This is a genomic window from Cribrihabitans neustonicus (assembly GCF_048820895.1).
In the GTDB taxonomy this organism is placed as follows: Bacteria; Pseudomonadota; Alphaproteobacteria; order Rhodobacterales; family Rhodobacteraceae; genus Cribrihabitans_A; species Cribrihabitans_A neustonicus.
On sequence record NZ_JBMERQ010000001.1, the window covers coordinates 814,406 to 837,421 of the forward strand.

23 protein-coding genes are annotated in these 23,016 nt (G+C 66.0%); 12 read left to right on the plus strand and 11 right to left on the minus strand.

The features are described 5' to 3' along the window. Positions 1–60 precede the first annotated feature (60 nt). From ACOHWE_RS03875 to ACOHWE_RS03885, 3 genes are all read right to left on the minus strand, one after another. A complete protein-coding gene (locus ACOHWE_RS03875; protein WP_420664254.1) occupies positions 61–702 on the minus strand; it encodes a cupin domain-containing protein in 642 nt (213 codons plus the stop codon). A gap of 112 nt (positions 703–814) precedes the next feature. Beyond that, positions 815–1,213, minus strand: a complete 399-nt coding sequence (locus ACOHWE_RS03880) for a RidA family protein (RefSeq protein WP_420664256.1) — start codon at positions 1,211–1,213, stop codon at positions 815–817. A 191-nt stretch (positions 1,214–1,404) separates the two neighbouring features. After that, a complete protein-coding gene (locus tag ACOHWE_RS03885) occupies positions 1,405–1,668 on the minus strand; it encodes a DUF2312 domain-containing protein (protein ID WP_420664257.1) in 264 nt (87 codons plus the stop codon). Positions 1,669–1,861: 193 nt separating this feature from the next. Here ACOHWE_RS03885 and ACOHWE_RS03890 point away from each other — a divergent pair, with 193 nt between their 5' ends. Continuing rightward, a complete protein-coding gene (locus tag ACOHWE_RS03890) occupies positions 1,862–2,080 on the plus strand; it encodes a hypothetical protein (protein ID WP_420664258.1) in 219 nt (72 codons plus the stop codon). Between the two features lie 96 nt (positions 2,081–2,176). On the opposite strand, the gene ACOHWE_RS03895 is transcribed toward ACOHWE_RS03890, so the two are convergent. Further along, a complete protein-coding gene (locus tag ACOHWE_RS03895; protein ID WP_420664259.1) occupies positions 2,177–2,392 on the minus strand; it encodes a hypothetical protein in 216 nt (71 codons plus the stop codon). A 264-nt stretch (positions 2,393–2,656) separates the two neighbouring features. Between ACOHWE_RS03895 and ACOHWE_RS03900 the strand changes: the two genes are divergently transcribed. Both ACOHWE_RS03900 and ACOHWE_RS03905 read left to right on the plus strand, forming a co-directional pair. After that, the gene (locus ACOHWE_RS03900; RefSeq protein ID WP_420664261.1) at positions 2,657–3,520 is read left to right on the plus strand and encodes an MBL fold metallo-hydrolase; all 864 of its coding nucleotides are present in this window, start codon (positions 2,657–2,659) and stop codon (positions 3,518–3,520) included. 79 nt (positions 3,521–3,599) lie between these two features. Further along, complete coding sequence (locus ACOHWE_RS03905; protein ID WP_420664262.1) at positions 3,600–4,028, plus strand: protein tyrosine phosphatase family protein; 429 nt, start codon at positions 3,600–3,602, stop codon at positions 4,026–4,028. 127 nt (positions 4,029–4,155) lie between these two features. Here ACOHWE_RS03905 and ACOHWE_RS03910 read toward each other — a convergent pair whose 3' ends face one another. From ACOHWE_RS03910 to ACOHWE_RS03930, 5 genes are all read right to left on the minus strand, one after another. After that, on the minus strand, positions 4,156–5,490 hold the full coding sequence (locus ACOHWE_RS03910) for a FliM/FliN family flagellar motor switch protein (protein ID WP_420664263.1): 1,335 nt from the start codon (positions 5,488–5,490) through the stop codon (positions 4,156–4,158). Between the two features lie 74 nt (positions 5,491–5,564). Next, positions 5,565–8,243: an ATP-binding protein gene (locus ACOHWE_RS03915; RefSeq protein ID WP_420664265.1), complete on the minus strand. Its 2,679-nt coding sequence runs from the start codon at positions 8,241–8,243 to the stop codon at positions 5,565–5,567. Continuing rightward, positions 8,243–8,701 carry a hypothetical protein gene (locus tag ACOHWE_RS03920; protein WP_420664266.1) on the minus strand — a complete coding sequence of 153 codons (459 nt, stop codon included), beginning with the start codon at positions 8,699–8,701 and terminating at the stop codon, positions 8,243–8,245. The genes ACOHWE_RS03915 and ACOHWE_RS03920 overlap by 1 nt, the downstream gene beginning before the upstream one ends. Before the next feature lie 65 nt (positions 8,702–8,766). Further along, positions 8,767–9,147 (minus strand): response regulator transcription factor, encoded by a 381-nt coding sequence (locus ACOHWE_RS03925; protein WP_420664267.1) that lies wholly within the window; start codon positions 9,145–9,147, stop codon positions 8,767–8,769. A 93-nt stretch (positions 9,148–9,240) separates the two neighbouring features. Next, entirely contained in the window at positions 9,241–10,548 is a 1,308-nt protein-coding gene (locus ACOHWE_RS03930) for a helix-turn-helix domain-containing protein (protein ID WP_420664269.1), read from the minus strand. A 232-nt stretch (positions 10,549–10,780) separates the two neighbouring features. Here ACOHWE_RS03930 and ACOHWE_RS03935 point away from each other — a divergent pair, with 232 nt between their 5' ends. The 6 genes from ACOHWE_RS03935 to ACOHWE_RS03960 all read left to right on the plus strand — a co-directional run bounded on the left by ACOHWE_RS03935 (position 10,781) and on the right by ACOHWE_RS03960 (position 17,656). Next, the gene (locus ACOHWE_RS03935; RefSeq protein WP_420664270.1) at positions 10,781–12,127 is read left to right on the plus strand and encodes a substrate-binding protein; all 1,347 of its coding nucleotides are present in this window, start codon (positions 10,781–10,783) and stop codon (positions 12,125–12,127) included. A gap of 138 nt (positions 12,128–12,265) precedes the next feature. Then, entirely contained in the window at positions 12,266–13,288 is a 1,023-nt protein-coding gene (locus ACOHWE_RS03940; RefSeq protein ID WP_420664272.1) for a branched-chain amino acid ABC transporter permease, read from the plus strand. A 3-nt stretch (positions 13,289–13,291) separates the two neighbouring features. Further along, positions 13,292–14,494: a branched-chain amino acid ABC transporter permease gene (locus ACOHWE_RS03945; protein ID WP_420664274.1), complete on the plus strand. Its 1,203-nt coding sequence runs from the start codon at positions 13,292–13,294 to the stop codon at positions 14,492–14,494. A gap of 24 nt (positions 14,495–14,518) precedes the next feature. Then, positions 14,519–15,274: an ABC transporter ATP-binding protein gene (locus ACOHWE_RS03950; protein WP_420664275.1), complete on the plus strand. Its 756-nt coding sequence runs from the start codon at positions 14,519–14,521 to the stop codon at positions 15,272–15,274. 70 nt (positions 15,275–15,344) lie between these two features. Next, positions 15,345–16,100 (plus strand): ABC transporter ATP-binding protein, encoded by a 756-nt coding sequence (locus ACOHWE_RS03955; RefSeq protein ID WP_420664277.1) that lies wholly within the window; start codon positions 15,345–15,347, stop codon positions 16,098–16,100. Between the two features lie 242 nt (positions 16,101–16,342). Next, positions 16,343–17,656: an adenylate/guanylate cyclase domain-containing protein gene (locus ACOHWE_RS03960; RefSeq protein ID WP_420664278.1), complete on the plus strand. Its 1,314-nt coding sequence runs from the start codon at positions 16,343–16,345 to the stop codon at positions 17,654–17,656. Positions 17,657–17,665: 9 nt separating this feature from the next. Here ACOHWE_RS03960 and ACOHWE_RS03965 read toward each other — a convergent pair whose 3' ends face one another. Beyond that, on the minus strand, positions 17,666–19,174 hold the full coding sequence (locus ACOHWE_RS03965) for a class I adenylate-forming enzyme family protein (protein ID WP_420664280.1): 1,509 nt from the start codon (positions 19,172–19,174) through the stop codon (positions 17,666–17,668). After that, positions 19,171–20,331 (minus strand): thiolase domain-containing protein, encoded by a 1,161-nt coding sequence (locus ACOHWE_RS03970; protein ID WP_420664281.1) that lies wholly within the window; start codon positions 20,329–20,331, stop codon positions 19,171–19,173. Before ACOHWE_RS03970 ends, ACOHWE_RS03965 begins: the two co-directional genes overlap by 4 nt. An 86-nt stretch (positions 20,332–20,417) precedes the next feature. On the opposite strand from ACOHWE_RS03970, the gene ACOHWE_RS03975 reads away from it, so the two are divergent. From ACOHWE_RS03975 to accC, 3 genes are all read left to right on the plus strand, one after another. Then, the gene (locus tag ACOHWE_RS03975; RefSeq protein WP_420664282.1) at positions 20,418–20,954 is read left to right on the plus strand and encodes a LuxR C-terminal-related transcriptional regulator; all 537 of its coding nucleotides are present in this window, start codon (positions 20,418–20,420) and stop codon (positions 20,952–20,954) included. 167 nt (positions 20,955–21,121) lie between these two features. Next, positions 21,122–21,622 carry an acetyl-CoA carboxylase biotin carboxyl carrier protein gene (gene accB, locus ACOHWE_RS03980; protein WP_420664283.1) on the plus strand — a complete coding sequence of 167 codons (501 nt, stop codon included), beginning with the start codon at positions 21,122–21,124 and terminating at the stop codon, positions 21,620–21,622. Between the two features lie 9 nt (positions 21,623–21,631). Beyond that, positions 21,632–22,975, plus strand: a complete 1,344-nt coding sequence (gene accC / locus ACOHWE_RS03985) for an acetyl-CoA carboxylase biotin carboxylase subunit (RefSeq protein WP_420664285.1) — start codon at positions 21,632–21,634, stop codon at positions 22,973–22,975. Positions 22,976–23,016: the final 41 nt, after the last annotated feature.

Genomic DNA, 23,016 nt, shown 5'->3' on the forward strand with positions numbered 1-23,016 from the left:
TAGGCCGCCCCCGTACGGAGCGGCCTGTAAACGGCTGAAATCGTGCGGAAAGCAGAATGCCTAAGTTTTGATCACATGCGCGAGATGGCCGGTCTTCATCCAGATCTTCGCGCCCTCCGGCCCCGCTTTGGCCTCCAGCCGCGCGCCTGGCGGCAGCCGCAGCCAGTCCCAGCGGCCAAACTCCTCGCCTGCTTCGCGGAAGCCGCCCCCGGTCACAAAGACCTCGCCGCCGCCCGGCAGATCAAGCGCAACCTCCTGCCCCGGAGCCCAGGACTGCAGGCGCACCGTCTCCACCGCGTCGCGGAACAGTTCCTGATCCGCCGCAGCATCCTGCGCGCGGATCTTCACATCCCGGCGGTCGTCCGGGTGAAACTGGTGGAGCTTCACCAGGATTACCGCGCCATCGGCTGCAGCCGGAGTGTGCGAGGTTGTGGGCGGGTTGCGCACGTAGGAGCCCGCCGGGAAATCCCCGTTTTCGTCCTGAAAGACGCCCTCCAGCACAAGGAACTCTTCGCCGCCGTCATGCACATGCGGGTCAAAAGCCGAGCCCGGCGCAAAGCGTACGATCGTGGTGGCGCGGGCAACCTCCCCGCCGATGCGGTCCAGCATCTTGCGCTCCACCCCCGGCGCCGGGCTTGGCACCCAGGGCGTGTCGTCGAAATGCACCGCAGCGCGTTTGCTGAAATCGGCGTTGATCCGCATGGCTCTCCTCCTCTTCTCCCCGGGCAATGTGGCGCCGCGCGGGCAATCAAGGAAGAGGCATCACGAAACCGTGCAGGCCCCGTGCAGGCCCCGTGCAGGCTTCGAGCTTTGTTCAGCCCGGCAGCACCGCGGTGGCCTCGATCTCGACCTTGGCCTCGTCCTCCACCAGGGCGGAGACTACAACCATCGTCATTGCCGGGAAATGATAGCCCATCACATCGCGGTAGGCTCTGCCCACCTCCGCCTGATGCGCGAGGTATTCGGCCTTGTCGGTCACATACCATGTCAGACGGGTGATGTCCTCCGCCGAGCCGCCCGCGGTCTCAACCACTTCCAGGATGTTGCGCAGCGCCTGGCTCATCTGGCCAATGAAGTCCTTGGCTTCAAACACCTGGTCCGCAGTCCAGCCGATCTGGCCGCCGACAAACAGCAGCTTGCCCTCCGCCACCATGCCGTTGGCATAGCCTTTGGCTGGCTTCCATCCTTCGGGATGCACGTTGATGGCCGGCATGGGCGCTCTCCTCTGGTTGCCTGTCTGCGCCGCCCAATATCGGGCAGCGCCGGATATATTTCAAGCTTAAAACTTCGATGCTTGAAACTTATTGCTTTCCACTGCCAAGCAGCCTGCCCCGCCGGCCAAAGAAAAACCGCGCAAGCCCGATGGCCTGCGCGGCTGTCCGTGCAGTCACGGGCGGGCGCCGGTCACATCCCCAGCGCTTCCTTATACATCTCCAGGACTGCCTCTTCCTCGGCGATATCGTCCTTGTCCCGTTTGCGCAGCGCGATCAGCTTGCGGATCACCTTGGTGTCGTAGCCGCGCGCCTTTGCCTCGGCCATCACCTCTTTCTGCTGCTCTGCGATGGTCTTCTTTTCCTCGTCCAGCCGCTCGAAACGCTCGATGAACTGGCGCAGCTCGCCAGCGGTGACGCGGTAGTTGTCGCTCTTTTCGTCTTCGGTGAAATCCATCTCGGGCTCCGTCGGGAAATGCTGTGTAGTGCTGTCGGAGCAAGGGGATACCGCCCTGCCCGCCGCGCCGCAAGCGGGGAAAGCGGCTTGCCGCCGCGGCCGGGCCATTTCCGCCGCTGGGTGTTGCCGAACTTGCGCCCAGAGACGCAATGAGCTACCCGCTGGCGCAGTTTCTCAGGCAGAAAGCAGTGCGATGTTCGATATGATCGTCTGGGCCGGTGCCGGCCTCTCCGCCATCGGCCTTCTGGGTCTCATCTGGTGCATCGCCCGGGTGGTGCGCGCACGCCGCCGGAAGCTCGGCGATGAAGACCTGCGTGCGGTGGTGCAATCGGTGCTGCCCTACAATCTGGGCGCGCTGCTGCTGTCAGTTCTGGGGATGATGCTGGTGGTGACTGGCGTGCTGCTCGGCTGAGCCCGCAGCGTCCCGTCCGCCGTCTGACGCCCTCTGGCGCAGCCTGGCTGTCATGTGATGCCGCCCCAGCCCCGGCCCGGGCGGCAGGAGTGCCGGTCAGACCGGCATATTGTCGAACATTTCCTCGACCGCTTCGTCGCACAGCGCGGTTTCCAGCCGCCGGAACCGGCCCGGCACCCGCAGCCCGCTGCTGCGCATCCGGCTCACCACGCGGGCAAACTCCGGCCGCATGGCCAGACGCGCAGGTCCGGTTTCGTCGAGGATTCTGGCTTCCAGCTTTTCGGCTGCAAGCAGAAGTTCGTCGTTCGTCATATCCAACCCTCCCTTTGTACTCGTATCTTAACGCGGAACTGTGACAGCACTACAAAAAAGCCGCAATTGCCAGCACCGATGCCGCAGGTGAGCATAAAATCGAAGCATTTGCCCGCTGCTTCAGCAGAAATCCGCCGCCACCAGCCTATAACTTCCGCCGAATGCCGCATTGACTTGGATCAGCCCGTCCGCTGCCCGGGCCGGCTATCTTGCAACATATTCCATTCCCAATATACGATTGGCCAGCCAATGGGAGAGCCCGCCATGACCCCCGCCGTTCAGGCCTTCTTCGACGAAGCCACCAATACCGTCTCTTATGTCGTGCGCGAGCCGGAGGGCTCCGCCTGCGCGATAATCGACTCGGTGCTCGACTTCGACCAGGCCGCAGGCCGCACCAGCACCGCATCCGCCGGCCGTATCGCGGAGTGGGTCGAGGCCGAGGGCCTGCGGACCGAGTGGATTTTGGAGAGTCATGTCCACGCCGATCACCTCTCGGCCGCGCCCTACCTGCAGGAGCGACTCGGCGGCAAGATCGGCATCGGCGAAAATATCACTGTGGTGCAGGACACATTCGGCAAGGTTTTCAACGAAGGCACTGAGTTCCAGCGCGACGGCAGCCAGTTCGACCGGCTGTTCAAGGAGGGCGACAGCTTCATGATCGGCCAGATGCGCGGCGAGGTGCTGCACACGCCGGGCCATACGCCGGCCTGCCTCACCTATGTGATCGGCGATGCGGCCTTTGTGGGCGATACCCTGTTCATGCCCGATTTCGGAACCGCACGCTGCGACTTTCCGGGCGGCTCCTCCAACATGCTCTACCAGTCGATCCAGAAGATCCTGTCGCTGCCGGACGAGACCCGCATCTTCGTCGGCCACGATTACAAGGCGCCCGGCCGCGACGAGTATGCCTGGGAAACCACGGTGGCCGAAGAGCGCGCCCGCAACATCCACATCGGCCAGGGGCGCAGCGAAGCAGAGTTCACCGCCATGCGTGATGCCCGGGATGCAACGCTGGGGATGCCCAAGCTGATTCTGCCCTCCCTGCAGGTGAACATGCGCGCTGGCCAGATGCCGGAGCCGGATGCCCAGGGCGATGTCTTCCTCAAGATCCCGGTGAACAAGCTGTGAGCGCAGCGGCGCGTGCAGCCTTCATGCCGCATCCCAAGCCTCTGGACCGGCGCGCGGCAAAGCCTTAAGGAGCGGTTTCATGGATGCACGCGTACTCACCCCCCGCTATTCGGTCTCGCCGCAAATTTCGGCCGAGGACCTGCCCGCCATCGCCGCCGCAGGCTACACGACGGTGATTTGCAACCGCCCCGACGAGGAGGTGCCGCCCAGCCACCAGGCCGGCGCGATCCGCGCCGCGGCCGAAGCCGCGGGCCTGCGCTTTGAAATTCTGCCGCTCACCCATCAGACCATGACGCCGGACAACATTGCCCGCCAGCGCGCGCTTTATGAGGCTAGCGATGGCCCGGTTCTGGCCTATTGCGCTTCCGGCACCCGCTGCTCGGTGGCCTGGGCGCTGGGTCAGGCGCGCGATATGACAGCGGACGAGATCCTGGCAAAAACCTCCGCCGCAGGCTACCAGCTGGACGGCCTCCGCCCGGCCCTGGAAAACCTTTCCGCCGCGGGCTGAGAACGCCCGCAGCCGTCCCTGCCTTTCCGAGCCTGGGGCGTGCCGGGGGCACCCTAGGGCATGGCGTCTGATATTTGGCTGCGGCATCGCGCTCCGGGCGCGTCGCGGCGCAGGCCCGCTTCGGCGCTCAGCCGCCAGCGTTTTCGTCGAGCCCGGCCAGCTGAGAGATTTCGGCCGCCGCATCGCCCGGGTCCATCGAATCCAAGCCGCTGCCGAGGCTGTCGAGACCCAGCGCCGGGTCGCTGCCGAGGCCCGCGAACTCCATCGGAGCCAGGCCCCCATCGCCGTCAATGTCCGGAAGTGCCGGGAGGCCCCCTTCCGCGCCGCCATCCAGGCCGCTGCCCATACCGGCCAATTCGCCGGCCAGGTCATCGAGCCCGCCGCCCAGATCGCCGCCCAGATCGCCGCCGAGGTCACCGGCATCGAGTGCCGGGAAGCCGTCGTCAGCGTCCTGCAGGCCTTGGGCCGCGATGCCGAGGTCCAGCGTCGGCGGCTCCGCCAGCGGCAGTTCGAGAGCGCCGCCGCCTGCTTCGGAGAAGGCCTCCCCGGTGTCCTCGGTTTCCGCAACCAGGCGGGTGCGCGGCTGGTTCAGCCGGATTGCGCGCGAGCCGTTCATCTGCCCGAGCCGCCCTTGCGCCACCGCCTGGCCGCCGATGGTGATCAGGTCGGTCTCGTAGAGGAAAGCCTGGTCCAGGGGCAGCACGTCGCCGGTTTTCAGCCCGGTGAAAGTACTGAGCGGCACCCGCATCTTGCACAGCACCGCCGACAGTTCCGCCCGCATCGAGCCAAGGTTGCGGCCCAGCGAGGGACCGCTGCCGGAACCGGCGCCATCCTGCAGGTCCTCCGGCGTCGGCACCGGCAGGATCAGCTTCATCTCCCCCTGCATGGCGCCATTGACGAGATCCAGGTTCATCTCGATCACCCGGTAGTCCTCAGCTTCCAGGCTCAGCACCAGGGTGCGCACATCCTCCACCTGGGCACCGAAGCTGTAGCCCGAGAAGATCGCCTCATCCGACTGGCCTTCCAGCATCGTCACCACTTTGGCAAAGAGCCTCTCCAGGAACTCCGCCGTCATTGCAGCATCGGTGGGGGTGTAGTGGCGTTCGGCGGGGGCCTTGCCGAGAACCTGGCCGATGGTCTGCTTCTGGATCAGCGCGGCCACTGTCCGCGCGTCCATCGTCGCGGCGCCGATGCGGCCGGCCGGGCCATCGAGCACCACCAGAAGGTCCTTGCCGGAAATATGTTCTGCCAGATCTTCAGGCGCCCGGTTGGCCTGGCGCGCCGCCAGCACCACCATCGGCAGATCGCAAAGATCGTCAGCCGCGCGCGCCACCGACCGGCGCAGCGCCTTGAGCGTCAGGGAGCTTGCGGCCGCCCCGACACCGTCCTTGGCCGCTGAAAGCTTGCGGGCGAGCACGCTTTGACCGCTGTTGCCCGCCGCTGCTGATCCTGTTTCCGACATAGGTCCCTTAATCCGCACCTTGCGCGCCCCGTTTACCCGTTTCTAGCCGAAGGGAGGTTAACAACCCCTTATTCTCACGCGGCCTTTTCGCCCGCAGCAGGTATGGAAACCCGGAACGCCCCGCCGTTGTAGCCGGGCAGGTAGGTGATAGCGCCGCCCAGCCGCTGCATGACCTCGCGGCAGATCGCCAGGCCCAGCCCGGCACCGCCCGCGCGCTCGGGGCTCACGCGGGAGAATTTCTCGAAGATCATCTGCTGGTAGGCGGGCGGCACGCCGCTGCCGTTGTCGGTAAAATCCACCTCCAGCCGCCCCTGCCGCAGCGCCGCCGAGATGGTAAGTTCGGGGGCCTCCGCATCGCAGTATTTCTGCGCGTTGGCGATCAGGTTGATGAAGACCTGCGCCAGCCGGTCCAGGTCGGAGGAGATGCGCATCCCATCGGCCTCGGCCGAGCGGCGCACGGCGAGCGGGCGTGCCGAACCTGCCAGCGCGGCCGAAACAGCATGATCCAGCACCTCGCCCAGGGTGCCCGCGCTCATGTTCAAGCTGACTTGGCCGTTTTCCAGTACGCTGAGGTCGAGGAGGTCGTTCAGCAGCCGGGTCAGGCGCAGCGCTTCGTCGTGGATGATGCCCGCATAATGGCGCTGGTCGGACGGGCTCAGGCCCTCTGCGTCGCGCAGGATCTCGGAGAACGCCCGGATCGAGGTCATCGGCGTGCGCAGCTCGTGGCTGACCTGGCTGAGGAAGGAGTCCTTCTGCTGTGACAGCTGGGTGAGTTTTTCGTTTGTTTCCCTAAGCTTGCGCGCTGTAGCCGAGAGTTCGGCCGACTGGGCCTCAAGGCGGCTTGAATATTCCAGCATCTGCGCCGTCTCATCCGCCACTGCAAGAAGATCCTGCACCGAGACCGAGGAACCGCCGACGATCTGGCCGATCATTGCATGGGCGGCGGCAGCGCCGATGGAGCCGCCAAGCTCGCGCTCCAGCCGCTCGAGGAACGCGGGCGTCGGTTCGGGCAGCGCACCGCGGCCGCCCTGGCGCATCCGCTCACGGGCAAAGAAAGCCTGCGCTTCTCTGGCACCAAGGATGCGCTGCGACATGATCAGCAGATCTTCGGATTGCGCTACCGAGCCAGTCCAGCCGCGCGGGCCCGCGGAATGATCGAAGACATTGACGAACTGCGCCGCCTGCAAGCGCTCCAGAGGGCTCGGGAAGCTGATTAGCGAGACCAGGCAGAACGCGGCGGCGTTGAGGCTCATCGACCACATCACCGCGTGCACGGTGGGGTCCAGCCCCTCGATGCCGAAAAGCGCTTGGGGCCGCAGCCAGGACAGACCCAATAGCCCCTCCGCCAGGACAGTGTCAGGCAGCAGCCCGCCGCCCAGACCGGGCAGCAGCATCGTGTACATCCAAATCCCAAACCCCACCGAGAGCCCCGCCAGTGCCCCGGCCCGCGTGGCGCCGCGCCAGAACAGCCCGCCCACCAGCGCGGGCAGGATCTGCGCCACCCCGGCAAAGGAGATCAGCCCGATCGCCGCCAGCGCTGCAGCCCCGCCCGACAGGTGATAGTAGAAATACCCCAGCGCCATGATCACCGCGATGGAGATCCGCCGCGCCAGCAGCACCACGTCGCGCACATCTCCCGAAACGGTTGCGCGGCGGTGCTGCAGCCGCAGCCAGACCGGCATCACGATGTGGTTCGACACCATCGTCGACAGCGCCATCGCCGCCACGATCACCATCGAGGTGGCCGAGGAAAACCCGCCCAGAAAGGACAGCACCGCCAGACCCTCCTGCCCCTGCTGCAGGGGCAGCGTCAGCACGAAGAGGTCGGGATTGGCGCCCGCGGGCAGCAGTTCCAGCCCGAGCGCCGCAATCGGCACCACAAACATGGAAATCAGCAAGAGATAGAGCGGAAAGGCCCAGGAGGCGATGCGCAGGTGGCGTTCGTCCTCGTTCTCCACCACCATCACCTGGAACATGCGCGGCAGGCAGACAAAGGCCGCCGCGGCGAGGAATGTGATCGTCGCCCAGCGGCTGCCGTCGACACTCCAGATACCGATGGGCGAGGCATCAATGCGCCTAAGCGTCTCGCCCGCGCCGCCTGCAATTCCCCAGACCACAAAGATGCCGACGGCAAGCAACGCGAGCAGCTTCACCACCGCCTCCAGCGCCACCGCTGTCACCACGCCGTGGTGGCGTTCGTTGGCGTTGAGGTTGCGGGTGCCGAAGAGGATCGCAAACACTGCCAGCCCGGCCGCCACCCAGAACACAGTGCCGGTGTCATCGTAGCTGCGCAACGGATCGGCTTCGGCAAAGATCGCGAACGACAGGGTGATCGACTGCAACTGCAGCGAGATATAGGGGGTCACCCCGATCACCGCCAGGATGGTGACGCCGATCGCCAGCAGGTTGGACTTGCCGTAGCGGGAGGACAGCAGGTCCGCGATCGAGGTAATGCGCTGGCTGCGCCCCACCCGCACCAGCTTTCGCAGGCCCCACCACCATCCCAGCATCACCAGCGAGGGGCCGAGGTAGATGGTGACGAACTCCAGCCCCGAGCGCGCGGCGTAGCCCACCGCGCCATAAAACGTCCAGGCTGTGCAGTAAATCGACAGCGACAGCGTGTAGATCAACGGCGAGCGCATCCAGGCGGCGCTGCGCCCCCGCTGCGCCAGCCGGTCGGCCCAGAAGGCGATGAAGAACAGGAAGGCCACATAGGCAAGGCACACCAGCACCAGCACGTTGAGAGAGGCCATCAGCTAACCGTCCCTGCCCGGCCCGGCATCGCCGGCTCTTCGCGGATCTCCGGTAAAGCGTCAGCCGTCACGGTCCCGTCTTTTTTGCCGCCGGCCCCGGCCTGACGGCGCTGCGGGCCGTGAGCTTCAGAACCGGGCCCTGCCGCCTCGTCCGCGGCACCCGGCGCCCCGGACCCGCCGTCCGGTCCGCCACCAGTCCAGTGTGCGGCCCAGTGCTTCACCGCCAGGCCAAAGCCGAACCCCGCTGCGATCAGCAGCGCCCAAATCACGAACACGTAGGTGATCGCCGCCGACATCGGCATCCCTGCAGGCACATCCGGTGCAGGATACGGGTCGGGATCGGGCCACAGCAGCGGCACCGCAAACAGCAGCGCCCCCAGCACCGGCAAGAGACGGGCGATATCCATCAGCCGCCGGCGCCGGTAGGTCTGCCGCTCAGTCAGCACCGCGCGGCTCATCTGCCCGGGACCGCCACTTCGCTGCGCGGTCTCCGGTCCGGTTTCCGGTCCGGGGCCGCGCCGGCTCATCGCTGGCTGGCCTGGGCGTGCAGGTCGCGCACCGCCGTCAGCACCTCGGTATTGGAAAAGGGTTTGGTCATGAAGCGGGTCACCCCAGCCTTCTCGGCCATCTCCCGGTCGCGCAGCTGGCCGCGCGCGGTCAGCATCAGCACCGGCAGCGCCGCGGTCCTGGGTGACGCGCGCAGCTCGCGCACGATCTCCAGCCCGCTCTTGCCCGGCAGCATCAAATCCAGAATCACCAGATCCGGCGCCGCGCCGCCAATCACTTCCACCGCAGTGGCGCCGTCGGTATGAGCCTCCACGCTCCAGCCGTCGCGGGTCAGCAGAAAGCGGATTGCCTCGGTAATATTCGGTTCGTCCTCGACGAGAACAACATGCCTGCCCATCCGCAGTCTTTCCTCCCCGCGCCGCTGCCGCAAAGGCCGGGCCCGGCGCCGCTAATAAATTGAAAGAAGATTAGCCCCGCCGCCGCCGGGCTGTCAAAACCCTTCCGTGAGGATTGATGGCTCGCGCCGGGCCGGGCAGCCCCGCCTTGGGCAAAGCCGGCAGGTCGCCCCCACCGGTTGCGGCCCCCGCGCATCCTCGCTGCTGCGGGCGCCGGGCAGGATCAGCATCACCGCGCGGTAGAGCGGATCGGCGTCGAACTCCGGCATTTCCTGCGGCCAGGCCACCGCCATGCAGTCGAAGGCCGCGGCACTGCGCCCCTGCTGCACCACGTTGCGCCGCACCGGCGCATGCGGGCGCACCAGCGCGGTATAAAGCGGCCACAACGGGCAGGAGGCGCCAAAGCGCGGCAGGGCAAAGCCAGTCACCGGTTTGCGGAACAGGATCGAACCGGAGGCATCACAGACCACCAGACCCGCCTCGCTGCCGAGCACGTCTTCGGGCAAGACCGCCAGCCGCCTGAGCACCGCGGGCAGGCCACAGCCAAACCGCCGCGCCAGCGCCACCGGCTCGATCCCGTCCTGCTCCAGCGCCTGCGCCAGCGGCGCCAGCGGCAGGGCGCGGGCGTCCTCCATGTACTGCGCCAGCGCGCCGCGGGCGATGCTGCGGGCAGCCTCGCTCACCAGCGCCGGGGAGGATTGCAGCAAATCCTCCACAGTGGTGCCGCCTTCCTCCAGATCCGGGAAATGATACCCATGGTCCTGGAAGAACGCCTCGGCCTCCTCCTGCGGCAGCCCCCGCCTCCCGGCGCTGTCGCCGCCCTCATCGAGGAAGTTCACCAGTTCCCGGCTGCTCTCCGCCAGGCGCCGGGAGTCCTCGTTGAGGTTCCTGTGGAAGCGGTCGCGCCATTCCGGCTCCAGCTCACCGGTCTCCGCCAGGATCGAGGCGGTGGAGCGGATCGCCGCAGCGGTCGACAACACCTCATGCACTGAAGCGGCGAGGTTCGGGTCATGGGTCAGCCGGTCCGACAGCGTCTCCACCGTGCGTTCCAGCGAAGCGATGCGGCGGTGGCTCGCGGCCAGTACCTCGGCCCAGCCAGGAAAGCGGCCCGCGAACTCGTCGGCCCGGTCCAGCTCTGCCACCGGCGTGCCGCTGTCGGCCGCCGCCTCGCGCAGGGTGGCGATCAGCGCCGCCTCTGCTCCTTCGCTCAGCATCGAGGGCTCTACCCCCAGCACTGCGGCAATCCGCACCAGCAGCTTGCCCCCGATTCTGCGCCGGTTGTGCTCGATCAGGTTGAGGTAGGAGGGCGATATCCCCGCCTCCCGCGCCAGTTCCGCCTGCCGCAGGCCGAGGATGAGCCTGCGTTCGCGGATGCGGCTGCCGGTGAGGATGTCGCGGACCATGCCGTCGGCTCCTTTCAAAACCCTTTGGTGTCAAAGGCTTTCTGCACTGCGAAGAAATTTTCTTTACAGAACGCCCAGCGCCAGTGTTCATTTCTTTACATAATATTCAAGTATTAAAAGGCATTTATTGCGCCATTTTACATCACGCTCGCATACTGACTTTGCACAATTCGTGCTGGTACCGCGCAGAAGTGAGGAGCTGCAAGGTCCCAATCATAACAGGGAGGATACCATGTCACATTCCGCGATTTCGCGTCGCCGGGTGCTGGGGACAGGTGCGCTTGCAGGCGCCGGCCTGGCGCTGCCGGCGATTTTCACCGCCTCATCCGCGGCCGCCTATACCAACGAACCCACTGGCAGCACCGTCACGCTCGGCTTCAACGTGCCGCAGACCGGCCCCTACGCCGACGAGGGCGCCGACGAGCTGCGCGCCTACAAGCTCGCAGTCGAGCATCTGAACGGCGGCGGCGACGGCGGCATGATCAATACCTTCAGCTCCAAGGCGCTCAAGGGCAGCGGCATTCTGGGCAAGGAGGTGAAATTCGTCACCGGCGACACCCAGACCAAATCCGACGCCGCACGCGCCTCTGCAAAGTCGATGATCGAGAAGGACGGCGCGGTGATGATCACCGGCGGTTCGTCCTCGGGCGTTGCGATCGCCGTGCAGGGGCTGTGCCAGGAGGCAGGCGTGATCTTCATGGCCGGCCTTACCCATTCCAACGACACCACAGGCAAGGACAAGAAAGCGAACGGGTTCCGGCATTTCTTCAACGGCTACATGTCGGGAGCGGCGCTGGCGCCGGTGCTGAAGAACCTCTATGGCACCGACCGCAATGCCTACCACCTGACCGCCGATTACACCTGGGGCTGGACCCAGGAGGAAAGCATCGCCGCCGCCACCGAGGCGCTGGGATGGAATACCGTGAACAAGGTGCGCACGCCGCTGGCGGCGACCGATTTCTCCAGCTACATCGCGCCGGTGCTGAACTCGGGCGCCGACGTGCTGGTGCTCAACCACTACGGCGGCAACATGGTGAATTCGCTGACGAACGCAGTTCAGTTCGGCCTGCGCGACAAAGTGGTAAACGGCAAGAACTTCGAGATTGTGGTGCCGCTCTACTCCCGCCTGATGGCCAAGGGCGCGGGCGCCAACGTCAAGGGCATCCATGGCTCCACCAACTGGCACTGGTCGCTGCAGGATGAGGGCTCCAAGGCCTTCGTGCGCTCCTTCGGCACCAAGTACGGCTTCCCGCCGAGCCAGGCCGCCCATACCGTCTATTGCCAGACGCTGCTTTATGCCGATGCCTGCGAACGCGCGGGCAGCTTCAACCCCTGCGCCGTCGTGGAAGCGCTGGAGGGTTTCGAGTTCGACGGTCTTGGCAACGGGCCGACACTCTACCGCGCCGAGGACCACCAGTGCTTCAAAGACGTCCTCGTGGTGCGCGGCAAGGAAAACCCCACCTCCGAGTTCGACCTCCTGGAAGTGGTCGAAGTGACTCCGCGCGCGCAGGTCGAGTACGCCCCCGACCACCCGATGTTCGCAGGCGGCGCGCTCGGCAGCTGCAACCCGGGCGCATAACGCCCTCCGCACCCCTGGGGGCGGGACGCAGGCGCCGGAACCCGCCTGCGCCGCCCCCAACCCTTCCGGCCTCTCCCCCCCTTTTCGGCCGGAAGGGTCTAACCGCCCAAACGCCGCCCCAAACCCACGGTGGGACCTATGGACGCCATCCTTCTCCAAATCCTGAACGGGCTCGACAAGGGGTCGGCCTATGCCCTGATCGCGCTGGGCCTCACGCTGATCTTCGGCACGCTGGGCGTGGTGAACTTCGCGCATGGCGCGCTGTTCATGATCGGCGCCTTCTGCGCCGTCACCCTGCAGCGCCTGTTTACCCTCAGCTTTGAGACCGTGGACCCTAACCAGACCGACTTCCTCGGCAACCCGCTGAAGGTAAAGACGCCCTACGTCGAGCACTGGTTCGGCCCCGAGCTCGGCGGCGCGCTGATCGACTGGACGGTGCCGCTCGCGATCCTGTTTGCGATCCCGATCATGCTCGCCGCCGGCTACGTGATGGAACGCGGGCTGATCAAGCATTTCTACAAGCGCCCCCATGCCGACCAGATCCTGGTGACCTTCGGCCTCGCCATCGTCCTGCAGGAGATCGTCAAGTATTTCTATGGCGCCAACCCGATCCAGACCCCTGCCCCCGACGCGCTGAACGGCGTTGCAAATCTCGGCGCGCTTATCGGCATGGACATCGTCTACCCGGTCTGGCGCATCGTCTACTTCGGTTTTGCAACTCTGGTGATCGGCGCCATCTTTGCCTTCCTGCAGTTCACCACCTTCGGCATGGTGGTGCGCGCCGGCATGGCCGACCGCGAGACCGTCGGGCTCCTGGGCATCAACATCGACCGCCGCTTCACAATCATGTTCGGCATCGCCGCCGCCGTCGCGGGACTTGCAGGCGTGATGTACACCCCGATCAATTCGCCCAATTACCATATGGGCATGGATTTTCTGGTACTGAGTTTCGTGGTTGTGGTTGTCGGCGGCATGGGATCGCTTCCCGGTGCCGTGCTCGCCGGCTTCCTCCTCGGCATCCTGGAAAGCTTTGCCTCGATGAACGGCATCAAGTCGCTGATCCCCGGCATCGACCAGATCATCATCTACCTGGTGGCGATCTTCATACTGCTGCTCCGCCCGCGCGGGCTGATGGGCCGCCGCGGCGTGATGGAGGACTGAGACATGCTCGGACTGGACAAGAAAGACACATCGCTGCTGCTGCTGGTTGCGTGCCTGGCGCTGTTCGCGCCCTTCCTGCTCAACCCCTTTCCTGAAGGCAGCGCGCTCGCGCAGTTCAACGCAGGCTACCCGGACCTGATGCAGCGCTTTGCGATCTTCGGCATCTTCGCGATCGGGTTCAATATTCTCTTCGGCCTCACCGGATACCTGTCCTTCGGCCATGCGGCGTTCCTGGGCGCCGGCTCATACTCCGCGGTCTGGATGTTCAAGCTCGTCGGTATGAACGTGATCCCCGCCATCATCCTCTCGGTGATCGTTGCCGGCTTGTTTGCACTGCTGATCGGCTTTGTTTCGCTGCGCCGCTCGGGCATCTACTTCTCGATCCTGACGCTGGCCTTCGCGCAGATGTCCTTCAACCTCGCCTATTCGGTGCTCACCCCCATCACCAATGGCGAGACCGGCCTGCAGCTGACGCTGGACGACCCGCGCATCCTCGGCGTCTCCGCCACGGCCGACGGCTCGATTCCTGTGACCAGCCTGTTCGGCCTGGAGATGCGCGCCACCTACGAGCTGGCCCTTGGCCCCTGGTCCTTCCAGTTCAACGCGGGTTACTACCTCTGCGCGCTGTTGCTGCTGGCCGCCTTCTACCTGTCGGTGCGCATCTTCCGCTCGCCCTTCGGGCTGATGCTGCGCGCAGTGAAGTCGAACCAGCAGCGGATGAACTACACCGGCCTCAACACCAAACCCTACACGCTCGCGGCATTCGTGATCTCCGGCATGTACGCGGGGCTCGCGGGCGGGCTGATGGCGGCGATGGACCCCCTCGCAGGCGCCGAGCGCATGCAGTGGACTGCCTCCGGCGAGGTTGTGCTGATGACCATCCTTGGCGGGGCCGGCACGCTGATCGGCCCGGTGCTCGGCGCAGGCTTCATCAAATATTTTGAAAACATCTTCTCCAAGATCAACGACACCGTGCTGCACGGCTGGTTCAGCTTCATGCCCGAAGGCATGGAGGACGGCGCCGTCTTCCTCCTGCACCCCTTCATCGGCAAGGGCTGGCACCTGACGCTCGGCATCCTGTTCATGCTGGTGGTGATCTACCTGCCCGGCGGGCTGGTGGAGGGCAGCCAGCGGCTGGTGAACCGCCTGCGCGGCCGTACAGCCCGGGACGAGGAAGCGGCCGGCAAGACCAGCCCGGCAGAATGAGCGACAGGAACAGGAGACAGGCGCATGGGAATCCTTGAAGTCAAGAACGTGGGCAAGCGCTTTGGCGGGCTGCAGGCGCTCTCTGATGTCAACCTCAGCGTGCGGGAAAACTCGGTTCACGCCATCATCGGCCCCAACGGCGCGGGCAAGTCGACGCTGCTGAACTGCCTTGTCGGCAAGCTGATCCCTGACAGCGGCTCGGTGATGTTCGACGGCCAATCGGTGCTGGGGCGCAAACCTTACGAGATCAACCAGATGGGCATTTCCCGCGTGTTCCAGACGCCCGAGATCTTCGGCGATCTCACCGTGCTGGAGAATATGATGATCCCGTGCTTTGCGAAACGCGATGGCGCCTTCGAGCTGAACGCCCTGCCCGCGGTCCGCAAGCAGGCGGAGATCCTTGAGAAGGCCGAACACATGCTGGAGGAGATGAACATGGCAGACAAGCGCCGTATGCACGCCGCTGCGCTCTCCCGCGGCGACAAGCGGCGGCTGGAGATCGGCATGTGCCTCAGCCAGGAGCCGCGCCTGCTGCTGCTCGACGAGCCGACCGCCGGCATGGCACGGGCCGACACCAACAACACCATCGACCTCCTGAAACAGATCAGCGAGCAGCGCGCCATCACCATCGCCATCATCGAGCACGACATGCATGTGGTCTTCTCGCTCGCCAGCCGCATCACGGTGCTGGCCCAGGGCACGCCCCTGGTGGAGGACGACCCGGAGAACATCCGCGGCAACCCCAAGGTGCGCGAAGCCTATCTCGGCGAAGCGGCGTGAAGGAGCTCGTCACTCATCCCGAAAAGTTGGGACCGTTTTTCGGACAAGATGAGTGAGAAAGGACAGATCTATGAACGCAAAACCGGAATTCTCCCGCAGCGCCAATGCCGCCGCAACAGCCCCCGCCTTCCTGTCGGTCTGGGACATGCACGCCTACTACGGCGAGAGCTACATTGTGCAGGGCATCAGCTTCAACGTCCACGAGGGCGAGATCCTGGCGCTCCTCGGCCGCAACGGTGCGGGCAAGACCTCAACCCTCCGCTCGATCGCGCGGGTGGGCTCGCCGCTGGTCACCAAGGGCGAGATCTGGCTCGATCACCAGCCGCTGCACAAGATGGCCGCGCATGAGGCCGCTACCGCTGGGCTGGCCCTGGTGCCCGAAGACCGCCGCATCATCCCCGGCCTCACGGTGGAGGAAAACCTCCAGCTCGCCCAGATCGCCCCGCCCGTCGGCTGGTCGCTGGAGCGTCTCTACGATCTCTTCCCCCGCCTCGGCGAGCGCCGCAAGCAGGAGGGGGTGACGCTGTCCGGCGGCGAGCAGCAGATGCTGGCGATTGCCCGCGCGCTGGCCCGCGACATCAAGGTGCTCCTGCTGGACGAACCTTACGAGGGCCTCGCCCCGGTGATCGTGGACGAGATCGAAAAGACCCTCATTCACATCAAGGAACAGGGCATGACGACCATCCTTGTCGAGCAGAACGCGGTCCGTGCCCTGGAATTGGCGGACCGCGCCGTGATCCTCGATACCGGCGGCATCGTCTTTGACGGCACCGCCGCCGAGGTTCTGGAGAACGAGGACCTGCGCGCCGAATACCTGGCAATCTGAGGCGCGCCAGAAGAGTCCTTCTCCACCCAGCCGGTTCCCTCGTGCCGGCGCTGCCAGGCGGAGGCCGGCCCCAAGTCCGGGCCGGCCTTTTGCCGGCCGGCTGCCGGAACTGACTCCCCGCCAGGAGTTTGCTAAGGTGAAGGGAAAGCGCTGCAGCTCACCGGCCGGCTTCCCCGCCTGCTTTCTTCCAGTCCCGGACCCGCCGAGCACCGGCGCCGCTGCGCCAGCAAAGGGGGCTGACAATGAGGCCGCGTACTCAATATGCCAAGAGCGGCGACGTCCACATCGCCTATCAGACCTTCGGAAGCGGGCAGCGCAATCTTGTCCTGGTGCCCGGTTTTATCTCGCAGATCGAAACCTATTGGGACGAACCCAGCTTCGCCCGCTGGCTGGAGCGGCTCGGCCAGTTTGCCCGCGTGGCGGTGTTCGACAAACGCGGCACCGGGCTGTCGGACCGCGGGGTGGCAACCCCGGATATGGACAAGCGGATGGACGACATCCGCGCGGTGATGGACGCCGCCGGCTTTGGCACAGCCTCGATCCTGGGCATTTCTGAAGGCGGATCGCTCGCCGCGGTGTTTGCCGCTTACCACCCTCAGCGCTGCGAGCACCTGATCCTCTACGGAGCCTTTGCCAGCTTCACGTCCTGGTTCCCCGACGAGAAGGCCCTGCAGCAGCTGTTCGACTATGCCGAAACCGCCTGGGGCACTGGCACCAGCCTGCCGCTGTTCTGCCCCTCGACGGCAGGTGATCTGCAAATCCAGGAGTGGTGGGGCAAGTACGAGCGCACCGGCGCCTCCCCGCGCGACGTGATCGAGATCATGAAGGTGAACAGCCAGATCGACATCACCGGCATCCTGCCTTCGATCAAGGCCCCGGCATTGGTGCTGCACAAGACCGCCGACGCGCTGATCGACATCGGCGGCGGGCGCACCCTGGCCGCGCATATCCCCAACGCAAGGCTGATCGAACTGCCCGGGGTCGATCATTTCGCCTTCCTCGGCGCCGAGGCCGGGCAGATCGCTGCCGCCATCGAGGAGTTCGTGACCGGGTGCAAGCCGCAGCCGGTGGTGGACCGGGTGCTGGCCGCCATCGTGTTCACCGACATCGCGGGATCAACCGCCCGCGCCGAAGCCATGGGCGACAGCGCCTGGCGCAGTCTGAAGGATGCTCATGACAACCGGGTTCGGGAGGAGCTGCAAATCTTCAACGGGCGGGAAATCAAATCGCTGGGCGACGGGTTTCTCGCCACCTTTGACGGCCCGGGCCGGGCGATCCAATGCGCAAGCGCCATCCGCGACGCCATCGCCCGGCTCGGGCTCGACATCCGGGTGTCGGTTCATACCGGAGAGGTGGAGATTACCGAGGACGACGTGCGCGGGCTGGCCGTCCACATCGCCTCCAGGATCGCAGAGCTGGCCCAGCCGGGCGAGATCGTCGTTTCGCGCACGGTCAAGGACCTGGTGGCCGGGTCCGGCTTCGATTTCGAGTTCCTCGGCGAGCATGAGCTGAAAGGGCTTCCCGACAGGTGGAAGATCTACAGGACCGCTGCCTGACCCTTCAGCCTAGCTCCCCTCTGCGAGCCTTTTTCTCAGCTCGGTCTTCAGCACCTTGCCGTAATTGTTCTTGGGCAGCTCCGCGACGCGGATGTAGGCGCGCGGCCGTTTGAATCGGGCGATCTCGTCCTGGCAGAGCGCATCAAGTTCGCCCTCCGCCGCCTCGCCAACGATGAAGGCCACCACCTCCTCGCCCCAGTCGGCATGGGGGCGCCCCACCACGGCGGCCTCGCGCACGCCCGCATGCTGCAACAGAACCTCCTCCACCTCGCGCGGGTAGACGTTGGAGGCGCCCGAGATGATCATGTCCTTGGAGCGGTCGCGCAGCGTCAGGTAGCCCTCTGCGTCCAGCACCCCCATGTCGCCGGTCATCAGCCAGCCATTCACCAGCGTCTTCGCCGTGGCGTCCGGATTGTTCCAGTAGCCCGGCATCACCAGATCGCCGCGCACCATGATCTCGCCGTGGCTGCCCGCGGGCAGGATCTCCCCTTCCGGCGTGCCGATCTTCACCTCCACCGGCGCCTGTGCCCGGCCCACGCCCGCCAGCCGCTCCCGCCAGCGCGGATGCGTTCGGTCGGCGACCTCCCCGCGCTTCAGGGCAGTGATCCCCATCGGGCACTCCCCCTGGCCATAGACCTGGGCAAAGACCGGTCCGAACTGCTCCACCGCCTCAATGATGTCGGCCAGATACATCGGCCCGCCCGCGTAGACGACGCAGCGCAGCCCCTCGCCGCGGTAGCCCGCCGCCTTCGCCGCCGCCGTCATCCGCGTGACCATCGTGGGGGCGGCAAACATGTGCATGCGGCCGTGATGCGCCGCGAGGTCGAATATCTCGGCCTCGTCAAAGCCGCCGGAGACCGGGCAGACATGCCCCGCCCCCGCCAGCACATGCTGCAGCGCATAGATACCCGCGCCATGGCTCATCGGCGCGGCGTAGAGCGTGCGGTCCTCGTGGGAGACACTCTCCACCTCGCTGAAATAGGCGAGTGCCATGGTGGACAGCATCCGGTGCGTCATCATCACCCCCTTGGGCCGCCCGGTGGTGCCCGACGTGTAGAAAAGCCAAGCCAGATCACCGGGCCCGCGCGCCGCGGGCTCCGCCACCGGCGGCGCGGCAAGCGCGGCGGTGAACGCCTCCCCGGTGATGTCGACGCAGCGGGCCGCAGCCTCCGCGGCCGCCACCGCCTCGGTCAGCCCGGGCGAGGTGAAGACAAGCCCCGCGCCGGAATCGCCAAGGATGTACTCCGCTTCCTTTCCGTGCAGCTTCGCGTTGATCGGCACCGCCGCCGCGCCCGCGTACCAGATGCCGTAGAAGGCGATCAGGTATTCCGGGCAGTTTTTCATGAAGATGCCAACCCGGTCGCCCGGCTCAACACCCTGCGCCCCGAGCCAGCCCGCCACCCGCGCCGCCTGCTCGTGAAAGCGTGCGTAGTCGGCGATCTGCTCGCGGCCGAGGAACAGCGCGGGCCGCGACGGATACGCTGCTGCCTGCCGGGCCAGCCAATGGGCGATGTTCATGCCTTCACCCCTTCCAGCACCGAGGCATAGCTCGCCACGCCCGAGCCGCCCATGTTGAACACCAGCCCCAGTTCGGCGCCGGGATGCTGCATGTCGCCCGCCTGCCACAGCACCTGCCGGGCCACCATCACATGCATCGACACGCCGGTGGCGCCCACGGGATGGCCCTTGGCCTTGAGCCCGCCGGAAAGGTTCACCGGCAGCCGCCCGCCGGGATGCACCGTGCCGTCCTCCAAGAGCGCCGCCGCGTGGCCGCGATCGGCCAGCCCCATCGCCTCATAGATCATCAGCTCGGCAATGGTGAAACAATCGTGCACCTCCGCCACATCGATGTCGGCAACACGGACCCCCGCGGCCTCATACGCGCCGCGGATCGCGCGCGCCGGGCCCTCGAAGGCCAGCAGGTCCCGCTGCGACATCGGCAGAAGGTCATTGACCTGCATCACCCCGCGCAGACGCACCGCTTTCTGCACCTCACGCAGCCGCTTCTCCGACACCAGCACCAGCGCCGCCGCCCCGTCGGAGACCAGCGAGCAGTCGGTCACCTTCAACGGCGCGGCAATCACCGGGTTGCGCTCGGACGATTCAAGGCAGAACTCCAAGTCCAGCGGCTTCTGCATCTGCGCCAGCGGGTTCTTCATCGCATTGGCGTGGTTCTTCACCGCGATCTGCGCCAATGCCCGGGACTGGCCGCCATAAGCGGCGTAATAGGCCTCCGCGAATTGCGCAAACACGCCCGGGAAGGACATCCCCGCCTCCTCGCGCTGGTAGGAGGCATGGCCAAGCGAGGCTGTCACTTCAGCCCCCGGCAGATGGGTCATCTTCTCAACCCCGATCACCAGCGCCACCTCGCATTCACCCGCAAGGATCGCCTGCCGCGCCGCAAACACCGCAGCCGCACCCGAGGCGCAGGCGTTCTCCAGCCGGTTTGCGGGCTTGAAGCGCAGGGCCGGATCAATCGCCAGCGCCAGCGAGGAGGCAAAGCCGTCACTCACCATGCCCGCATTGAAGTGGCCGAGCCAGATGCCGTCCACCGCATCCGCGCCCAGCCCTGCGTCCGCGAGCGCCTCCTGCCCTGCCGAAACCACGAGATCCTGCAGATCCATCTCCGGGAGCTTACCGAATTTCGTATGCCCCCAACCGGCCATATACACCATGTTGTCCTCCCATGTTCCTCGGGTTGCAGCTTGCCCCGCGCGCATACCCTCTTCAATTCCGCAAAAATACGCGGTTTAAGACTGCCATGACCGACATTGCCTTCGACCACGCCCCGGTGGGGCTTGCCGTGCTGGAACGCCGCGTGATCACGCGCTGCAATATTCAGTTTGCCGCCACCTTCGGCGGCACGCCCGCCGATTACGAAGGCATGCTGATCGCAGGCCTCTACCCCACGCCCGAGGAATTCCGCCGCATCGGCGCGCTTCTGCAGAAGAAGGAACACGAGACCGGCTACTACAACGACGAGCGCATCATGCGCCGCCGCTCCGGCGCGCTGTTCTGGTGCCGGGTGCGGGGCCGCTCGATCTCGCCCGAAGACCCGTTCCGAACTGGCGTCTGGTCCTTTGCCGACATCTCGGACGACCGCCCCGTGGTGCGCCTCACCCCGCGGGAGCGCGAGGTGGCGATCCTCACCTGCAAGGGGCTTTCGGCCAAGGAGATCGGTGCCAGGCTGGACCTGTCCTACCGCACCGTGGAAACCCACCGGGCGCGCCTGCTGCAGAAGTTCGGCGCCCGCAAGCTGCCGGAACTGGTGGCAAAACTGACCGGTATGCCGCTCTGATCCCCCGCATCCCCGGCCGCATTGCGAATCCGCGCGCAAATCCCCATGTTACGCGTCAGTTCGAGAGCGCTTTCCTTGCGGAACTCCTTGCCCTATAAGCGCGCTAATTTCCCGCCCGCCGGTCAATCCAGGCCGCGGCGGGCCTGTCGGAACCGGCTGAGGACAATATGACAAACAAATCTCACGAAGCTGACGTGGCATTCATTCAGGCGCTGGCCGAGCTGCTGCGCGAAAACGAGCTGACCGAATTGCAGGTCAAACGCGAATACGGCGAAGACGACAGCCTGAACGTGCGCGTCTCCCGCCAGACCGCGATGGCCGCCGCGCCGATGCAGATGCAGGTGCCCGCCGCTGCGCCCGCGGCCCCCGCCGCTGCCCCTGCCGCCGCAGCCGCCCCGGCCGCTGCCGCCGCCGCCGAGGACCCGGCCAGCCACCCCGGCGCCGTGACCTCGCCGATGGTCGGCACCGTCTACCTGCAGGCCGAACCGGGCGCGCCCGCCTTCATCAAGGTCGGCCAGCAGGTCGCCGAAGGCGACACCCTGCTGATCGTCGAGGCGATGAAGACCATGAACCACATCCCGGCGCCCAAGGCAGGCACCGTGAAGCGCATCCTGGTCGAAGACGGCGCCGCCGTGGAATTCGGGTCGCCCCTGGTCATCGTCGAGTAAGGGCGGGCCATGTTTGACAAGATCCTGATTGCCAACCGCGGCGAGATCGCCCTGCGCGTGATCCGTGCCTGCCGCGAAATGGGCATCAAATCGGTGGCGGTGCATTCGACCGCCGATGCCGACGCGATGCACGTGCGCATGGCCGATGAATCGGTCTGCATCGGCCCGCCCGCAGGCGCCCAGAGTTACCTGTCGGTGCCGGCCGTGATCTCGGCCTGCGAGATCACCGGCGCCCAGGCGATCCACCCGGGCTACGGCTTCCTGTCGGAAAACGCCAATTTCGTGCAGATCATCGAGGACCACGGGCTGACCTTCATCGGCCCCTCGGCCGAGCATATCCGCATCATGGGCGACAAGATCACTGCCAAGGAAACCGCCAAGAAGCTCGGCATCCCGGTGGTGCCGGGCTCCGAGGGCGGCGTCCCCGATCTCGCGGCGGCCAAGAAATCCGCGAAGGAAATGGGCTACCCGGTGATCATCAAGGCCACCGCCGGCGGCGGCGGCCGCGGCATGAAGGTCGCCAAGGACGAGAAGGAGCTGGAGAAAGCCTTCTCCACCGCGCGGTCCGAGGCCAAGGCCGCCTTCGGCAACGACGAAGTCTACATGGAGAAATACCTCCAGAAGCCGCGCCACATCGAGATCCAGGTCTTCGGCGACGGCAAGGGCACCGGCGTGCACCTGGCCGAGCGCGACTGCTCGCTGCAGCGCCGCCACCAGAAGGTCTTCGAGGAAGCCCCCGGCCCCAGCATCTCCCCCGAGGAGCGCGCCCGCATTGGCAAGATCTGCGCCGACGCGGTGGGTGAGATGGGCTACTCCGGCGCCGGCACCATCGAGTTCCTTTACGAGGACGGCGAGTTCTATTTCATCGAGATGAACACCCGCCTGCAGGTCGAGCACCCGGTGACCGAGTCGATCTTCGGTGTCGATCTGGTGCGCGAGCAGATCCGGGTCGCCGAGGGCCTGCCGATGTCCTTCACCCAGGACGATCTGGAGATCAACGGCCACGCGATCGAGGTCCGCATCAACGCCGAGAAGCTGCCGAACTTCGCCCCTTGCCCGGGCAAGATCACTGCGTTCCACGCGCCCGGCGGGCTTGGGGTGCGGATGGACTCGGCGCTCTATGACGGCTACTCGATCCCGCCCTACTACGACTCGCTGATCGGCAAGCTGATCGTGCACGGCCGCGACCGGAAAGAGGCGCTCGCCCGCCTGCACCGGGCCCTGGGCGAACTGATCGTGGATGGCGTCGACACCACAGTGCCCCTGTTCCATGCGCTCCTGCAGGAAGAAGATATCCACACCGGCAATTACAACATCCACTGGCTGGAACGCTGGCTGGAAGAGAACCTGTAGAGCCTTGTCCGGGGCGCGCGCCAGACGGCCCGCGCCCCGTT

What these genes read in the sequence shown, in the direction of transcription:
- ACOHWE_RS03875 (WP_420664254.1), bottom strand. Translation starts at nt 702, where the DNA reads ATGCGGATCAACGCCGATTTCAGCAAACGCGCTGCGGTGCATTTCGAC.
- ACOHWE_RS03880 (WP_420664256.1), bottom strand. Translation starts at nt 1,213, where the DNA reads ATGCCGGCCATCAACGTGCATCCCGAAGGATGGAAGCCAGCCAAAGGC.
- ACOHWE_RS03885 (WP_420664257.1), bottom strand. Translation starts at nt 1,668, where the DNA reads ATGGATTTCACCGAAGACGAAAAGAGCGACAACTACCGCGTCACCGCT.
- ACOHWE_RS03890 (WP_420664258.1), top strand. Translation starts at nt 1,862, where the DNA reads ATGTTCGATATGATCGTCTGGGCCGGTGCCGGCCTCTCCGCCATCGGC.
- ACOHWE_RS03895 (WP_420664259.1), bottom strand. Translation starts at nt 2,392, where the DNA reads ATGACGAACGACGAACTTCTGCTTGCAGCCGAAAAGCTGGAAGCCAGA.
- ACOHWE_RS03900 (WP_420664261.1), top strand. Translation starts at nt 2,657, where the DNA reads ATGACCCCCGCCGTTCAGGCCTTCTTCGACGAAGCCACCAATACCGTC.
- ACOHWE_RS03905 (WP_420664262.1), top strand. Translation starts at nt 3,600, where the DNA reads ATGGATGCACGCGTACTCACCCCCCGCTATTCGGTCTCGCCGCAAATT.
- ACOHWE_RS03910 (WP_420664263.1), bottom strand. Translation starts at nt 5,490, where the DNA reads ATGTCGGAAACAGGATCAGCAGCGGCGGGCAACAGCGGTCAAAGCGTG.
- ACOHWE_RS03915 (WP_420664265.1), bottom strand. Translation starts at nt 8,243, where the DNA reads ATGGCCTCTCTCAACGTGCTGGTGCTGGTGTGCCTTGCCTATGTGGCC.
- ACOHWE_RS03920 (WP_420664266.1), bottom strand. Translation starts at nt 8,701, where the DNA reads ATGAGCCGCGCGGTGCTGACTGAGCGGCAGACCTACCGGCGCCGGCGG.
- ACOHWE_RS03925 (WP_420664267.1), bottom strand. Translation starts at nt 9,147, where the DNA reads ATGGGCAGGCATGTTGTTCTCGTCGAGGACGAACCGAATATTACCGAG.
- ACOHWE_RS03930 (WP_420664269.1), bottom strand. Translation starts at nt 10,548, where the DNA reads ATGGTCCGCGACATCCTCACCGGCAGCCGCATCCGCGAACGCAGGCTC.
- ACOHWE_RS03935 (WP_420664270.1), top strand. Translation starts at nt 10,781, where the DNA reads ATGTCACATTCCGCGATTTCGCGTCGCCGGGTGCTGGGGACAGGTGCG.
- ACOHWE_RS03940 (WP_420664272.1), top strand. Translation starts at nt 12,266, where the DNA reads ATGGACGCCATCCTTCTCCAAATCCTGAACGGGCTCGACAAGGGGTCG.
- ACOHWE_RS03945 (WP_420664274.1), top strand. Translation starts at nt 13,292, where the DNA reads ATGCTCGGACTGGACAAGAAAGACACATCGCTGCTGCTGCTGGTTGCG.
- ACOHWE_RS03950 (WP_420664275.1), top strand. Translation starts at nt 14,519, where the DNA reads ATGGGAATCCTTGAAGTCAAGAACGTGGGCAAGCGCTTTGGCGGGCTG.
- ACOHWE_RS03955 (WP_420664277.1), top strand. Translation starts at nt 15,345, where the DNA reads ATGAACGCAAAACCGGAATTCTCCCGCAGCGCCAATGCCGCCGCAACA.
- ACOHWE_RS03960 (WP_420664278.1), top strand. Translation starts at nt 16,343, where the DNA reads ATGAGGCCGCGTACTCAATATGCCAAGAGCGGCGACGTCCACATCGCC.
- ACOHWE_RS03965 (WP_420664280.1), bottom strand. Translation starts at nt 19,174, where the DNA reads ATGAACATCGCCCATTGGCTGGCCCGGCAGGCAGCAGCGTATCCGTCG.
- ACOHWE_RS03970 (WP_420664281.1), bottom strand. Translation starts at nt 20,331, where the DNA reads ATGGTGTATATGGCCGGTTGGGGGCATACGAAATTCGGTAAGCTCCCG.
- ACOHWE_RS03975 (WP_420664282.1), top strand. Translation starts at nt 20,418, where the DNA reads ATGACCGACATTGCCTTCGACCACGCCCCGGTGGGGCTTGCCGTGCTG.
- accB (WP_420664283.1), top strand. Translation starts at nt 21,122, where the DNA reads ATGACAAACAAATCTCACGAAGCTGACGTGGCATTCATTCAGGCGCTG.
- accC (WP_420664285.1), top strand. Translation starts at nt 21,632, where the DNA reads ATGTTTGACAAGATCCTGATTGCCAACCGCGGCGAGATCGCCCTGCGC.